Annotated in this window: 11 protein-coding genes; 2 read left to right on the top strand and 9 right to left on the bottom strand. The window is 74.0% G+C overall.

The window, feature by feature from the left end; genetic code table 11:
• Positions 1-39: 39 nt before the first annotated feature.
• Positions 40-969, bottom strand: a complete 930-nt coding sequence (locus tag ABZ573_RS06460) for an LLM class F420-dependent oxidoreductase (RefSeq protein WP_151453708.1) — start codon at positions 967-969, stop codon at positions 40-42.
• Between the two features lie 173 nt (positions 970-1,142).
• Between ABZ573_RS06460 and ABZ573_RS06455 the strand changes: the two genes are divergently transcribed.
• Positions 1,143-2,300: an acyl-CoA dehydrogenase family protein gene (locus ABZ573_RS06455; protein WP_151453707.1), complete on the top strand. Its 1,158-nt coding sequence runs from the start codon at positions 1,143-1,145 to the stop codon at positions 2,298-2,300.
• A 93-nt stretch (positions 2,301-2,393) separates the two neighbouring features.
• On the opposite strand, the gene ABZ573_RS06450 is transcribed toward ABZ573_RS06455, so the two are convergent.
• The 6 genes from ABZ573_RS06450 to ABZ573_RS06425 form a co-directional block, all read right to left on the bottom strand.
• Positions 2,394-3,071 (bottom strand): hypothetical protein, encoded by a 678-nt coding sequence (locus ABZ573_RS06450; RefSeq protein WP_225852063.1) that lies wholly within the window; start codon positions 3,069-3,071, stop codon positions 2,394-2,396.
• Between the two features lie 127 nt (positions 3,072-3,198).
• Positions 3,199-4,236 carry a hypothetical protein gene (locus tag ABZ573_RS06445; RefSeq protein ID WP_151453706.1) on the bottom strand — a complete coding sequence of 346 codons (1,038 nt, stop codon included), beginning with the start codon at positions 4,234-4,236 and terminating at the stop codon, positions 3,199-3,201.
• The gene (locus tag ABZ573_RS06440; protein WP_358116281.1) at positions 4,236-4,505 is read right to left on the bottom strand and encodes a hypothetical protein; all 270 of its coding nucleotides are present in this window, start codon (positions 4,503-4,505) and stop codon (positions 4,236-4,238) included. Before ABZ573_RS06440 ends, ABZ573_RS06445 begins: the two co-directional genes overlap by 1 nt.
• Positions 4,506-4,948: 443 nt before the next feature.
• The gene (locus ABZ573_RS06435) at positions 4,949-8,203 is read right to left on the bottom strand and encodes a DUF87 domain-containing protein (protein WP_358116278.1); all 3,255 of its coding nucleotides are present in this window, start codon (positions 8,201-8,203) and stop codon (positions 4,949-4,951) included.
• Positions 8,200-8,895: a hypothetical protein gene (locus ABZ573_RS06430; protein WP_327029266.1), complete on the bottom strand. Its 696-nt coding sequence runs from the start codon at positions 8,893-8,895 to the stop codon at positions 8,200-8,202. Before ABZ573_RS06430 ends, ABZ573_RS06435 begins: the two co-directional genes overlap by 4 nt.
• On the bottom strand, positions 8,892-9,977 hold the full coding sequence (locus ABZ573_RS06425; protein WP_327029267.1) for a DUF559 domain-containing protein: 1,086 nt from the start codon (positions 9,975-9,977) through the stop codon (positions 8,892-8,894). The genes ABZ573_RS06430 and ABZ573_RS06425 overlap by 4 nt, the downstream gene beginning before the upstream one ends.
• A 188-nt stretch (positions 9,978-10,165) precedes the next feature.
• Between ABZ573_RS06425 and ABZ573_RS06420 the strand changes: the two genes are divergently transcribed.
• Positions 10,166-12,427 carry a DUF4173 domain-containing protein gene (locus ABZ573_RS06420; RefSeq protein ID WP_358116274.1) on the top strand — a complete coding sequence of 754 codons (2,262 nt, stop codon included), beginning with the start codon at positions 10,166-10,168 and terminating at the stop codon, positions 12,425-12,427.
• An 83-nt stretch (positions 12,428-12,510) separates the two neighbouring features.
• Here the strand turns inward: ABZ573_RS06420 and ABZ573_RS06415 are convergent, their stop codons facing one another.
• Positions 12,511-13,320: a hypothetical protein gene (locus ABZ573_RS06415; protein WP_358116271.1), complete on the bottom strand. Its 810-nt coding sequence runs from the start codon at positions 13,318-13,320 to the stop codon at positions 12,511-12,513.
• 162 nt (positions 13,321-13,482) lie between these two features.
• A complete protein-coding gene (locus ABZ573_RS06410) occupies positions 13,483-14,277 on the bottom strand; it encodes a class I SAM-dependent methyltransferase (RefSeq protein WP_358116268.1) in 795 nt (264 codons plus the stop codon).
• Between the last annotated feature and the right edge of the window lie 141 nt (positions 14,278-14,418).

Genomic DNA, 14,418 nt, shown 5'->3' with positions numbered 1-14,418 from the left:
GACGTCGACGCGGTGCTGGGGCGGCGGTTGCCCGCCGGCTCAGAGCTGGGGCTTCACCTCGGCGGCGACCAGCTCCAGGTGGTCGAGGTCGGCCAGGTCGAGCACCTGGAGGTAGAGCCGCTCGCTGCCGATCTCGGCGTACCGGCCGATCTTGTCGACCACCTCGGCGGGGGTGCCCGCGAGGCCGTTCTCGCGCAGCTCGTCCGGCTCCCGGCCGATCGCGGCGGCCCGCCGGGCCACCTCGGCGTCGTCCCGCCCGCAGCAGAGCACCAGGGCGTTGGACCAGCGCAGCTCGCCCGGGTCGCGGCCGGTCTCGGCGCAGGCGGCCCGGACCCGGTCGAACTGGGCGGCGGAGTCCTCGACCGAGGCGAACGGCAGGTTGAACTCGTCGGCGTAGCGGGCGGCCAGGCGGGGCGTGCGCTTCGGGCCCATGCCGCCGAGCAGGATCGGCGGGCGCGGGTCCTGCACCGGCTTCGGCAGGGCGGGCGAGTCGCTGACCGGGTAGTACGTCCCGGCAAAGTCGAAGGTCGCGCCGGGCGGCGTCGCCCAGAGCCCCGTGACGACCGCGAGCTGTTCCTCCAGCCGGTCGAAGCGCTCCCCCAGCGACGGGAAGGGAATCCCGTACGCGGTGTGCTCCTCGGCGTACCAGCCGGTGCCGATGCCCAGCTCGACCCGGCCGCCGCTCATCTGGTCGACCTGCGCGACGGTGATGGCCAGCGGGCCGGGCAGCCGGAAGGTGGCAGCGGTCATCAGCGTGCCCAGCCGGATCCGCCGGGTGTCCCGGGCCAGGCCGGCGAGGGTCGTCCACGCGTCCGTCGGGCCGGGGTCACCGCTCACCGCGCCCATCTTCAGGTAGTGGTCGGAGCGGAAGAAGGCGCCGTAGCCGGTTTCCTCCGCGCAGCGGGCCACGGCGAGCAGGTCGTCGTACGTCGCGCCCTGCTGGGGTTCGGTGAAGATCCGCAGTTCCATGCTTCGAGCATAGGGAGCGGGCCGGGTCGGCGTGCCGTTCCGGCCCCTCCCCGGGCGGCGGCTCGGGCGGGCGCCCACCGCGCGAAGTGGCGGGCATCCGATAGCGGCGAGCCTGGCCCCGGGTCGTCCGCCGGTCCAGAGTGGAGGCCGAGCGACGAGGCGAGGAGGAACCCATGGAGGACCAGCACCGGGACGGGCTGACGGGGGCGGTGGACGCGCTGCTCCCGGAGGTGTCCCGCCGGGCCGGGGAGATCGAGGCGGCCCGGGGGCTGCCCGCCGATCTGCTCGACTCGCTGCGGGCGGCCGGCTGCTTCCGGATGTTCGTCCCCCGCAGCCACGGCGGGTACGAGGCGGACCTGCACACCGGGCTGCGGGTGCTGGAGTCGCTGGCCCGGGCCGACGGCTCCACCGGGTGGACGGTGATGATCGGCGCCGAGACGCCGCACCTGGTGGCGATGCTCTCCCGCGACCGGTTCGACAAGTTCTACGCCGACGGGCCGGACGTGGTCGTCGGGGGCGGGTTCGCCCCGCAGGGGCGCGCCGAGCCCGTCGACGGCGGCTTCCGGGTCACCGGCCGGTGGGCGTTCGCGAGCGGCGCCCGGCACGCCGACTGGATCTTCGGCAACTGCGTGCTGACCGGGGACGGCGGGCCGGCGGGGGCACCGCCGGCGATGCGCTCCATGCTCTTCCCGGCCTCCCGGGTCACCGTGCACGACACCTGGCACGTGCTCGGCCTGCGGGGCACCGGCAGCCACGACATCGAGGTGGCGGACGCCTTCTGCCCCACGGAGGAGAGCTTCGACCTGTTCACCGGCGTGCCCTGCGTACCGGGGCCGGGCTTCGTGGCGCCGCTGGTCCACTTCGTCCTGCACCTCGGCGCGGTGGCGGTCGGCATCGCGCAGGGCGCGCTGGACGACATGGTCGCGCTGCTCGAGGGCGGCCGGCAGCGGCTCTACGCCCGGCAGTCGCTCGCCGACTCGCCGGCCTTCCGCCTCCAGCTCGGCCGTGCCGACCTGGACGTACGGGCCGCCCGGGCGCTGCTGCGGGACCTGGCCGACGAGCTCTGGTCGGCCTGCGCCACCGATCCGGCGGCGATCCCCGCGCTGCACCCACGGATCTCCGCCGCGCTGCCCTGGGTGACGGAGCGGGCAGCCGCCGCGGTCGACACCTGCTACCGGGCGGCCGGCGGCGGGGCGGCCCGGGACTCGTCGCCGTTGCAGCGCCGGTTCCGCGACATCCACACGTTCAGCCAGCACGCGGCGGCGGCCGAGGGCTGGCTCGCCAACAACGGCGCGCGGGTGCTCGGCCGGCCGGTGGAACTGGCCTACTGACCCCGGGGTGAAGCAGCGCGCGGGCGCCCTACCCGGGCGGGTGTCCCGGCTTCCGACCGGAGCCGGGGCACCCGCCCGCCGTCCATCGACGGATCAGCAGCGCTGCCGCTGGCCCGTGTGGTGCACGCCGACCTTGCCCACCACGGTCAGGTCGGTCAGGGCGGTGTTCGCACCGCGGGACACGTAGCACGAGTAGCGGTGCTGGTTGATCACTTCGAGGTGGATGTGGGCCCCGCTGTCACCGTTGACCTGGTAGCAGCTGGACCAGCGGAAGCGGCCCGTCTCGCCGAGCTTGGTCCAGGGACCGACCGAGGCGCCGACGACGATGCCACCGGGCTTGTTGTTCACGTGCATCACGTCCGCGCGGCCGAGGATCTGCCCGGTCGTGGTGTCCCGGGCCTCGAGCCCGATGCGGTAGCCGCCGTCGGCGAGATTGCGGGTCGCGCAGCCGGCCTGGACGGTGACCACCTTGACGGCGACCGGGTGCCCGGAAGCGGTCTTGGTGCCGAACGGCGAGACGATCGTGGCACCCGGATTGCGGTAGATGTCGACGGCCCAGTCGTTCGGGTAGCCCCAGTGGCCGAAGACGATGTGGTGCGAGGTCGGCCCGGAGAGACCGAAGCGGTCCCACGTGGACGACCCCTGGATCGGCGGATAGACGTTTACCGTGTCCGCTGCCGGATGCGCCTGCGCGGCGCCGGCCGGGGCGACCACGGCGCCGACCGCGAGCACGAGGGCGGCCATCGCAGGGGCGAGACGACTGAACTTCACATGATCTCCATGGCTGTCCTGGCGCAGCGGGGCTCGGTGGACGTCGCACCGGGAGGCGCACGAGCGGGCCTGCGCACGATCCGGCGGATCTTATACCACCATCGATGGATCTCATGATCGACGTCTATCAGACGTACGGCCGGGTGGCGTACGCCGACTTCAGCGCGGCCAGCCCCGTCGACTTCGGCGACAGCGTGCCCCAGCCCGAGTTGAAGTAGTTGGTCCGCACGATCCGGGGTCCCCGCTCGGCGTTGAGCTGGGCGATGGCGGCCGGGACGGTGGCGATCCAGCCCGCCTGGTCCGGCACCTCCGCCACCCGTACGCCCCACTCGGCGATGATCACCGGGCGGGAGAGGGCGACCGGGCCGAGGTCGGCCACCGCCCAGTCCTTCGCCCGACGGAACCGGGCCAGCGCCGTGTGGGTGGGGCTGGTGGCGTAGGCGTTCCACTGGAGGAAGTCGAGCCTGGCCATCAGCGCCTCCGGATGGGTGCGCTGGAAACAGGCCCGGTCGAAGCCGCCCACCCCGACCGAGAACGTCGTGCCGGCTGGCAGCTGACGGGCCTTGAACCAGTTCACGATGTACGTCACCGCCTGCACCGCGCGGGCGTCGGACTGCCCCCAGTTGTAGCTGACGCCGGACTCCGTGGTGCCGAACTCGTGGTCCGTGTCGAGTTCCGAGGCGAGCTGGATGTTCACCCCGAATCCCATGGTCCGGTACTGGGACAGGGCGCGGGCGAAGAGCCCGTCGCAGTGCCCGGCCAGGACCTGGCTGTAGCCGTACGCCCGGGGCCAGGTCGTGCCCGGACGCTGCTGGATGGTCATCGCGGGCGCCGGGACGGTGTAGGTCACGCCGTCCACGGTGAAGGTCTGCGGCCCGGCGTCGGGCGCGCCGTAGTGCTTCAGCTCCAGCACCATGTTCATCTGCACCCCGGCCCTGCCGAGCGTGATCAGCCACGGCCGTTGGTAGCCGGGGAAGATGTAGCCGTCGGCGAAGCTGCGGTACTGGGTCAGCGAGCGGAAGTTGCCGCCGGCCATGTCGGCCGTCGGGTCGGCGCCGCCGGAGAGGTAGTAGCCGCCCAGCACCGGCGGCGCGATCGTGTAGTCGGCGGTCGCGGTGGCGGTACGCCCGCCGTTGTCGCGCACCGTGACGGTGACCCGGGGCATCACGCCACCGCCCGGTAGACGGCGACGGACCCGTTGTCCGACGCCCTGGCCCAGGTGCGGCCGGAGTCGTCGGTGACGGTGAGGGTGAGCGGGTCGATGACGGCGGTGACCTGGACCGGCGCGCTGCTGTTGCCCTGCGCGTCGGTCACCACGATCGTGACGGTCACCGGCTTGGTGTCGGCGTCGCCGTAGGTGACCGTCAGGATCATCTGGTCGCCGGGTGAGTAGGTGGAGGCGTTCAGGGAGGCGGTGGCGGTGGGAGCGGCCATTGCCGGCTCCTCTCGTGCTCGGTGACCGGACCGACCGGCGCGTGGCCAGGGCCGGTTCCGGTGGGCAGGGTGGGACGGGCGACGACCGGCCGCCGGGCACGCGCCTGCGCGTGCCCGGGACGGCTCGTGGGTACGGCTCGCCGGCCGCGCTCGTCCCGGGGATGGCGCGCGGCTCCGGTGGCTGCCGGAATGGGGACGTCTGTGTCGGTGCGGCGGCTTCCGCCCGGGTACCCGGGACGTGACTGCCGGAGCGCGACCTCGCGCTGCGTGGGCGGCCGGCGCTGCGCTACGCCGTGGCCGTCGCGGGGTCGGGTTCGGTGATGGCGGTGTCGGCGGGGACGATGCTGTCCCCGCCGGGCCCGAGGAATGGGTTGTGGCCCGCCATCCTCACGCCTCTGACCTGCTACAACAGTGCGCCGGAAAGGCGATCGGCGTCCTGTCCGCTATCGGACGGCCGGCGCGTCCGGCAGGTGACTGCGCTCCGGCCGGAATTGTGCCGAAGCTGCCCTGGCGACGACCTCCTCCGGGCTGAGCGGCGCCTTCGGGTGGTGGGACAGGCAGATCGGCGTGTCCACCTTGACGAACGCGAAGCCCTCCCCGGCCACGTAGAACTGGCCGCTCTGCATGAGGCCGATGTCGGGCAGCCGCCCGCCCTTGGCCTCCGCCAACTGACGGGCCGCGTCGATCTGCGCGGGAGCGTTGAGCAGCCCGAAGAACTGCGTGGTGGCGTTGCCGGAGATCTGGTTGTGCAGCCCCTTCGGCGCCTGGGTGGCGAAGACCAACCCGAGCCCGTACTTGCGGGCCTGAGAGGCGAGGGCGATCGTGCTGGCCGTGCAGGCCGTCTGCCCGGACGACGGGGCGAGAGTCTGCGCCTCGTCCATCACGAAGAGCCCGCCCAGCGGTCGCTCGCCCGCCGGGTGCCGCTTGATCCAGGCGAACAGGGCCATCTGGAGCTGATTGACGAAGCCCTGCCGTTCCTGGTCCGACGTGAGCCCCACAAAGCTGATCACCGAAATGCGTGCGCGCCGGCCCGGCGAGGGGGTGAGCAGCAGGCCCGGATCGGCCGGGGCGCCGACGCCGCCGAACAACGGATCGGTGACCATGGCGGCCTTCAGAGTCTCGGCCAGATCCTGGGCCAGCTTGTCCGCCCGGCTCAGCCGGCTCACCCCGTCGGGCAGTTCGGCGAGGAACTCGGTGAAGCCGGGCAGGCCCACCATTCCGCTCCTCGCGTACGCCTGGAGGGCCTCGGTCAGCACGGCCTTGCCCTGCTGGGCCACCTTCGTCGGCCGGTCCACACCGGCGCGCGGGGCGAGTGCCTCCACCGCCGAGCGGATCGCCTGGTCGAACTCGTCCGGCGAGTCGCGTACGGGGGTGAAGTCCGGCAGCGGCTGGAAGCTCAGCGGTCGACCGGCGTTGACCCGGGGCGTCCAGACCACCACCTCGGTGTGTTCGAGGTGGTCGCGGGCCCGCTCGGCGTCACCGGGGCCCCATCCGGCCGGCGGCTGCGGCCAGGGATCGCCCAGGCGGGCGAGGTCGTTGTTGGGATCGAGCACGATCGCGGAGACGCCCTCTCGAGCGCACTCCTCGACCAGCCGCCGGATCAGCACGGTCTTGCCGGAGCCGGAGCCGGCGAAGATCACCGTGTGACGGCGCAGCGACTCCAGGTCCACCGCGAACGGCCGCGCCCCGTCGGTGGTCCGCCCCAACAGGATCGAAGTTCCGTCGACGGTGGCCCTCCCGCCGCCGACCCGCGCGTCGTCCTCGCCGCCCACCTCGGCGGTCGGCCCGACTGACCGGGCGACCGGTCCGGCCTCCGCATTGGCCGCCCCGGCGGAGTCGCCGAGGATCGTGGCGAACAGCTGCGTGGAGCCGGCCGGTCGGCGCGCGACCAGCCACTCCTGGAGAACCGAGGCCGGTTCGCCACTCAGCTCACGAAGCGCGGCGAACACCCGCAGGTCCGCCTCCGGGACGCCGCAGCGGACTCCGCCGGCCGCGTCGAAGGCCGCCAACACCTCGGCCGTACGCTTCCCGGTCGGCCACGGGCCGTTGCGCAACAGCACCAGCCGCCGCTGCGGCAGCGCACGGTCGAGGCCCGCCATGGTGCAGGCCGCCTTCACCCTGGCGGTCGCCGCGATCGCGTTCGGATGGGAGATCCCGCGGAAGCACCAGTGCGCCTCGTTCTCGGTGGCCTCGTCCAGCACCTCGATCAGCCGCCCGTGCAGCGCCGGTTTGCGGCCCGGCAGCGGGTCGTACCTGTAGCTGGCGCCGGTCGGGGACCGCTCGGCGATCCAGGCCGCCAGACCGGCGGCGAGGAGCGCCGGCATGTGCTCGTCCTCGGTCCGCGGATCAAGCGCACCCGCCACGTCCGCCCCCGCCACCAGCCCGGCGAAGCGGGCGTCGAGCTGCCGCAGGCGCACGTCGTCACCGGTGTCCGTGTCGCGGCACGACTTCGGGCCGACGGCGGCACTCCGGTCCGGTGGCTCGGACCCGCCGACGACGTGGTCGACGACCTCGATGAGACGGTCGAGCTCGGTCACCTCGTCCCGGTCCCGGCACCAGGCGACGTGTCGATCCACTCGGCGCAGCAGCGCCCGGGGCGTCAACGCCGGGGCGTCCACGAACGCCTCGGGGCTGATCGGCCAGGTCGGGTACGGCGGTGCGAAACGCGGCCCGGCGAAGGCGGCGGTGAACCGCTTCGCGACGATGGCCCGGCCGATCTCGGGGGTGGGAATCCGGTCGGGGAGGATCGCCTGCCGGAACCGGTCGCCGACCGGAGTGGGCGCACTCCTGGTCAACAGCTCCCAGGTGTCCGGCAGGCACGACACCACGATCAGCGTCCGGCGGGTGACGTCACGCAGCTTCAGCAGGCCGTCGGCGATGGGCCCGATGACCTTCGCCTGGGCGTCCTCCAGCCCGGCGTACTGGTCGAACATGGCGGTGCTGGTCTGGGCGAAGAGCGTGTCGAGCTGGTCGACGGCTATCACCGTGGGGTCGAGCGTCAGCGCCATCAGCCGCGAGACGTCCTGGACGATCTGCTGCGGGGTACGGATCGCCGGGGTCAGCCCCCACGCCGCGCGACCGTCCGGGTCACCCGGCTCGGAGATCAGATGGGCGTAGCCGACGTCCTGTGCCTCGAAGTCCAGCGCGCCGTGCAGGACGAGCGCCCGGGCGGTGTCCTGGCAGTCCCGGCCGATCTCGCGATGGCGCGTCCGCAGGGCCCGCACGAAGGTGTCCAGGTGCTCCCGGGTGACCGGCTTCGTCCCGGCGACCGCGTCGCGTACCTCCGCCGGGATGCCGAGCTGGGCGGTGAGCCGACGCAGGAACGTGCGCAGCTGGGTGCCCCAGCCGATCGCGTCCCGTCCCATGCCTTCGACCAGGGCCAGCGCCACGCTCTCCCAGAACGTCTTCCCGCTGACCATGTCGACCAGGAAGAAGTAGCCGCCCTCACGCTGGATCCGATCCCGCACCGCCCCGAGCAGGTGGGTCTTGCCGGCGCCGGCCCGCCCCTGCATGGCCACGCCGAGGGGCACCGTGGTGTCGTCGGTGCGGGCCCTGCCCACGCCGCGCAGGATCTCCGCGACCACCTTCTCGTGCAGCTCCGGCACGTCGTGCGGGCTGGGCCGCCACACGTCGTCGGGAGTGACCGCAGGGTTGAGACTGACCGCCTCGAGCGCGGCCCGTACGTCCTCCGGGATCATGCCGAGCCGATCGCCAGGGTGTGGTTCTCCTCGTCCCCGATGCGCACCGCGGCCGCCCGGTCCCGCGCGGTCAACGACTTGGTGTTGGCGACCGGGATGATTCGGACGCCGTCCCGCTGGACCATCGCGCGCAACGTCGCGTCGACGGTAGCGCGGTCCTGCCTGCCGAGGCGTTCGCGCAGGTCGGCGAGCCCCACCCAGGCTCCCGGCTCCCGGGCCAGCTCGTGATAGGCGGCGCGGATCAGGGCCTCCACGGCGTCCGGCTCGGTGGCCGCCGGCGCTGGCGCGGCGCCGGGAGGCGTCGGGCCGGCCGCCGGACCTGAGGTGGCCGACGGCGGCGTGAAGAAGTCGGCGTGGCTGAGCCCCAACCGGCTCAGCGAGCGGTGCAGGTTGGCCAGCAGGGTGAAGAGCGAACGGGTGGCTGAGCCACTACGTGCGGGCGGGGCGCCGACGTGCAGCTGCCGCACCACCCGCCACCCCTCGTCGGTCAGCTCGTGGGAGAAGGGCCGGTGGGACCGGTCGGTCTCGACCAGGCCGAGCTTGACGAGTTTGGCGTTGTCGACGCCGGTGAGGCTGAACCCGGCCAACTCCTTCAGCTCGTTGTTGGTCAGTTCGCGGGCCTCGACCATGAGCACCACAAGCGCGTTGATCTGGTTGGGCGTCAGGTGGGGAAGGTCCGCCGTGCTCGTCATGGTGCCTCTTCTTCGTGGGGGTGCGCGCCGGCCAGGCGACGACGGGTCAGCAGTTGCCGGATCATGCCGACCACGGCCTGGACGTCGGACAGCACCTGCTCGTTGGTGAACCGGAGCACGTCCAGCCCGAGGAGTTGCAGCCGCACGTCACGCCGCCGGTCGTTGGCGAATCTGATTCGTCCCCGATGTTCCGGGCCGTCCACCTCGACCGCAAGTCCCTCGGCCGGCCAGAAGAGGTCCAGGCGGTAGGTCTCGCCGAGCAGGTGCCAGTCGTACGTGTGGTTCCAGCGCCTCCCCCGGGCCCACTCGTGTGGCGTCAGTGCCAGCTCCAGTGCCTGCTCGGCGGCGCTGTCGCCGCGTGGGACACCGGACAGCGGCGGAAACGTCAGTGCCGGCGGAGGCTCGCGGACGGTGTCGGGAACCCGACCCGCCTGCACCGCCAACTCGGTCAGGCTCGACGGCAGCGAAACCTGAACCGACCGGATCCGGTCGACCGTCCGCAGTTCCCGCCCGGCCAGCCAGACGGTGAGGCGGCCGTGCCGCACCAGCCATTCGGCGACGGCGACCAACGCGCGCTCGGTCTCCGTGGGCAGCTCGTCGGTCAGGCCGACCAGCAGGACGCACCCGTCACGGTCGTACGCGGAGGCCATGACCCGGGCCAGGCCGGCAGCCCGTACCTCTGCCGGAAAGCGCGGCCGGTGCTGCCGGTCCTCTCCGCGCAGCGCGCGCTCGGCGAGGTCGGCCAGGAACGGGCCGAAGTGCTCGGAGTGCGCAGCGGCCCGCATGGCAAGGGACCGCACCGCAGCGACGCCCAGCGTGCCGGAACCGTCGAGCCGTTCGGCACCGGGCAACCAGCGGGGGAACAGCGTGAGGGCTGCGCCGTCCAACTCGTCGAGGACGGCGGCGAGCAACTCGGTGAAGCCCCGTCGGGCCGGCACGCGGTACCGAACGACGACCGGGGCGGCGGCCGGTGCCGGATCGAGTCCCACATGGAGCAACTCGGCGTCGATGCCGGGCAGGTGGCTGACCTGCTGCGGAGGAAGGGCCTCCCACCACTCGGCGGGAGGTACGCCACTGGCCACGGCCGAGCACGTTACCGAGGATCGATCGAGCGCGCCGCCCGCCCGATCCGCTGGCCCGTGCCTGCACCGCTGTGACCGGGTACGGCCATCCGGCTGCGGCTGTCCAGCCCTTCTGCCGGTGTCGGGGGCGGCGGCGGGCCCGGAGTCGGCCGTACAGTGTGCCGACCGTTCTAACGAGGAGGGGTTCCTTGACCCAGCCACCACCGGTGTCGGGCCCCCCGGGTTCCGGCGAGGCGCCCGGCAGCACCGCCGGTGACGACCCCGGAAACGCGCCGCCGCACCTGCTCGTCATGCCGTCCATCGAGGGCGCGCCGCCCCCGATGGTGTGGCCCGGGGCGGAGGGCGCACCCGCCTGGGCGATCCCCGTCAGCATCCCGCCCGGGACGCGCGGTTACGCCGTGTTCATCCCGCTGGTGCCAACCACCGCCGCGGCGGCTCCGGTCGCCGCGGGCCCGCCGGCCCCGGCCTCGGTTGTCCCCGCCCCCAGGCCGGCCGAGGCGACCGCCGCGCCAGCCCCGACGGCCGTCGTCGAGCCGGGAGAGAGCATCCCGACGCAGACCGCCGCGGTGACGGCGGCGGACTCCGCGGCACCGGCTGCCGCGCCGTCACCGGACGCCGTCGGCGCGCCGCCGCGCGGCACCGACGCGGCACCTACCGCCTCCGCCCCCGCTACGCCCACCACGAGCGGACCCGCCACCGAGACGGCGCCCACCACCGGGACGGCGCCCAGCACCGAGGCGCCGCCCAGCACCGGGACGCCCGCGACCGCCGCGCCGGCCACCGCTGGTGCGCCGGCCGCCCCGTCGGCGGGCACCGGCGCATCCGCTGCCCGCCCGCCGGCGTCCACCGTCCAACAGCCCGCCGCCGCGCCACTGCCGGCGCCGTACCGGATCGGGGTGCCGTCCGGCGCGCCAGCGCCGTACCGCGGCTACCAGCCGGTCCCGCGCCCGCCGTCGTTCCTCGACACGCGCTGGCCGGGGCCGGCGCCCGCCCAGGATCGGGCCGTACCGCTCGCGGTCCTCGCCGGAGCGCTGGGCCTGGCGTTCTTCGTACCGCTCACCCGCACCGGCATCGGCTGGTTCCTCGGCTGGCTCGCCCTGACCGTCGCGGTGGTCCTCGCGGTCCGGCGGACGGGCGCGGAACTGCCACGCGCCGACCGGCGGATCCGCGCCGGCTGGGCGGTGGCGGCCCTGGCGCTGCTGTCGGTCCTGGCCTTCCGCAACGCCTGGTGGCTGGTGACGTTCTGCGTGCTCGGCGCGCTCTGCTGCGCGACCCTCGCGATCGTGGGCGGCCGGCTCGTCCGCTCCATCCTGTTCAGCCTGGTGGCGGCCCCCTTCGCGGCGTTCCGGGGGCAGCCGTGGGTGCGTGGGCACCTGCGCGCCCCGGCGAACCCGCACCTGGCCCGCCGGGTCGTCGGGTCGGCCGCGGCCACCGTGGCCGCGCTGATCGTCTTCGGCGCGCTCCTGTCCTCGGCCGACGGCGCCTTCTCCGTGATGCTCGGCGAGCTGGTTCCCGAGGTCAACGGCGGCGCGACGTTCCGCTGGATCCTCCTCGCCGCCGTGGGCGGGCTCTGCGCCGTCGCCGCCCTCTACACGCTGGCCGCGCCGCCCGACCTGTCGACGATGGACCGGCCCGGCACGCGCCGCTTCGGCCTCGTGGAGTGGGCGCCGGTCATCAGCGCCCTGACGCTGCTCTTCGGCGGCTTCGTGGCGGTGCAGTTCACCGTCCTGTTCGGTGGGCAGCGGCACGTGCTGCGCACTGCCGGCCTCAGCTACGCGGAGTACGCGCGCAGCGGGTTCTGGCAGCTCGTCGTCGTCACCATGCTGACGCTGGCGGTGCTCGGCGGGGTGGCCCGCTGGGCGCGACGGGACCGGGCCGTCGAGCGCCACCTGCTGCGGGTCCTGCTGGGCCTGCTCAGCGTGCTCAGCTTCGTCATCGTGGGGTCGGCGCTGTCCCGGATGTACACGTACCAGAAGGCGTACAGCTTCACCGGCGAGCGGCTCTTCGTGATGGCGTTCGAGCTGCTGCTCGGCACCGTGTTCCTGATGATCCTGGTGGCCGGGCTCCGCTGGCGCGGTGCCTGGATCCCCGGCACGACGGTGGCGCTCGCCGTGGTGATGCTGCTGGGCCTGGCCGTGCTCAACCCGGAGGACTACGCCGCCCGCCGCAACATCGCCCGGTACGAGCAGACGGGGAAGATCGACGCCTGGTACCTGCGGGCGCTCTCCGCAGACGCGACGCCGGCGCTGGCGGGCCTGCCCGATCCGGTGCGCCGCTGCACGCTGAGCTGGGTCGCCAAGGACCTCGACGAGTCGGACCCCTGGTACGCCTGGAACCTGGGCCGGATCCGGGCGCGCGCGGCGCTCGACCGGGCCGGGCCGGGCGCGGTCGGCGGTCCACGCGACTGCCGGGCCGCCGACCAGTTCGACCTGCCGAAGCGCCGCCGCTGACGGATCCGCCGTCCCCGGGTCGGTCCGGGGACGGCGGGACCGCCGGGTCGGCGGGCCGGTGCGTCCAGCGGGTGCCGGTCGGGTCACCAGGGCTCGGGGATGCCCACCGCGAGGCAGCGCCGGGTGCCGGGGACCGGCTGGTAGCAGGCGGACGCCTCCAGGTTGTTGGTCAGGTCGGCGCGGGAGAAGGACGTGCTGCCGCCGTTGACGCAGGTGCCGCCGCTGGTGGACACACCGCCGGTGACCTTGGCCGTGGCGCAGCCGACCGTGGCGGCGGTCTTCTCCACCGTGTTCAGCGAGGAGCGCTGGTCCGCGTACTGGTGTGCGCCGTAGCCGGTCAGCCGCACGCCGGGACGGGTGACCGTGTACTGGAACGCCGCCGACGTGTAGTACGACCAGCTGGCGCCCGTACCCACGGTGCGCAGCTCCGGATCGGCGGACGAACCGGGAACGAACATGGCGAAGCCCTTGTCGTGGGTGCTCGTGCCCGCGACCATCCGGTAGACGATCACCAGCAGCCCCTGGCTGTAGCTGCCGGTGGAGTAGGTCAGGTAGCTGCCGCTGCCGCAGGTGGTCCGGTCGGCGACGTAGCCGACGCCGTTGGCGTAGAGCATCACCCTGGCGCAGCGGCCGTCGTCGGCGGTGTCCTCGATCGTGCCGACCGTGGTGCTGGTGCCGGAGTTGTCGGTGGCGTAGCCGGTCAGCCGGACGCCCGGCAGCGTGCCGGCGTACTGGTAGGCGGTGGGATGGTAGTAGCTCCACGAAGCCGACCAGCCGCTACCGGAGGGCAGCGCGAGCGCCGGCGAGGCGGGCAGCAGTGCGGCGACCAGCGCGGCGGCCAGGGCCGCGAACAGCGTCGTCCGGGTCGACCGCCGTCGGAAACGGGCCTTCATCGGTCCTCCGATCTCCACGACGGGCGGGACACCCGGCGTCACGGATCAGGTTGACCGAGGACGTCGGCGGCGGGTACCGCTGGGTCTCGAAGCGGACAGCCGGACGGCCTCACCCGGCTGCGCGCCTCCGACCGCGAAGGCCCGGCGGGCGCCTGCGGGCGGTCAGGCCGGCGCCGCGCCCCGGACGGCCCAGGCCCGGGCGGTGAGCCGGATCGAGCCGTCCGGCGCCACGGGCAGGCGGGCCGCGAGCAGGTCGCGCAGGCGGGCGCGCTGCGGCGCCGTCAGGGAGGCGACGTACGAGGGGGCGGGGCCCTGCCCGCCCAGGAACGGCGTCCAGTAGTCGTCGACGTCCGCGAACACCATGGGCACGTCGACGGGCCGGAGCGCCACCGCCGTCAGGCCCGCGTCGGTCCACATCCCGCGCAGGGAGTCCGGGTCGCACCCCGCGAACCGGCGCCCCTCGTCCCGTTCGGCCACGGCCGGGTCGAGCAGGGCGGCGGCGTCCCAGAAGTGCCGCAGCAGCGCCATGCCGCCGGCGTAGTCCCAGACGTAGGCGGCGGCCACCCCGCCGGGGCGGACGACCCGGGCGAACTCGGCGACGGCGCGCGCCGGCTCGGGCACGAAGTTGACCGCGAGTCCGCTGACGACGACGTCGACGCAGCGGTCGGGCAGCGGCAGCGCCCGGGCGTCGCCGACCTGGAAGGCCGCCCGTCCGTCGCGGACGGCCGCGCGGGCGTACGCGACGAAGCCCGGCGAGCTGTCGACGCCCGAGACGTGCCTCGGGTCCCCGAGTGCCAGCACGGTCGACGTGAGCGCGCCCGTGCCGCAGCCCACGTCGAGCCAGCGGCGGCCCGGTGGCACGGCCAGCCACCGCAGGAACTCCCCCGCGACGGGGCGGCTCCACCGGCCCACGTACGCCTCGTAGGCCCTGCCGTCCGCCCAGACCGGGTGCGCCATGCGGAGACGATACGACGCCCCGGCGTGCCGGGCCGACCGCAGGCCAGGGCCGGTGAGGGCTGGTGCGCACCGATTCGCCTCGATGAGCCAGACTCGGTCGTACCCCTGCCTGCCCCGACAGCTCCCGAGCGCACCCCCGTA

The organism is Micromonospora sp. NPDC007220, from assembly GCF_040634035.1.
In the GTDB taxonomy this organism is placed as follows: Bacteria; Actinomycetota; Actinomycetes; order Mycobacteriales; family Micromonosporaceae; genus Micromonospora; species Micromonospora reichwaldensis.
This window is presented reverse-complemented; position numbering and strand designations above follow the sequence as displayed.

Excerpts from the sequence above, each read along its gene's own strand:
- ABZ573_RS06460 (WP_151453708.1), bottom strand. The coding sequence starts at position 969 with ATGGAACTGCGGATCTTCACCGAACCCCAGCAGGGCGCGACGTACGAC.
- ABZ573_RS06455 (WP_151453707.1), top strand. The coding sequence starts at position 1,143 with ATGGAGGACCAGCACCGGGACGGGCTGACGGGGGCGGTGGACGCGCTG.
- ABZ573_RS06445 (WP_151453706.1), bottom strand. The coding sequence starts at position 4,236 with ATGCCCCGGGTCACCGTCACGGTGCGCGACAACGGCGGGCGTACCGCC.
- ABZ573_RS06440 (WP_358116281.1), bottom strand. The coding sequence starts at position 4,505 with ATGGCCGCTCCCACCGCCACCGCCTCCCTGAACGCCTCCACCTACTCA.
- ABZ573_RS06435 (WP_358116278.1), bottom strand. The coding sequence starts at position 8,203 with ATGATCCCGGAGGACGTACGGGCCGCGCTCGAGGCGGTCAGTCTCAAC.
- ABZ573_RS06430 (WP_327029266.1), bottom strand. The coding sequence starts at position 8,895 with ATGACGAGCACGGCGGACCTTCCCCACCTGACGCCCAACCAGATCAAC.
- ABZ573_RS06415 (WP_358116271.1), bottom strand. The coding sequence starts at position 13,320 with ATGAAGGCCCGTTTCCGACGGCGGTCGACCCGGACGACGCTGTTCGCG.
- ABZ573_RS06410 (WP_358116268.1), bottom strand. The coding sequence starts at position 14,277 with ATGGCGCACCCGGTCTGGGCGGACGGCAGGGCCTACGAGGCGTACGTG.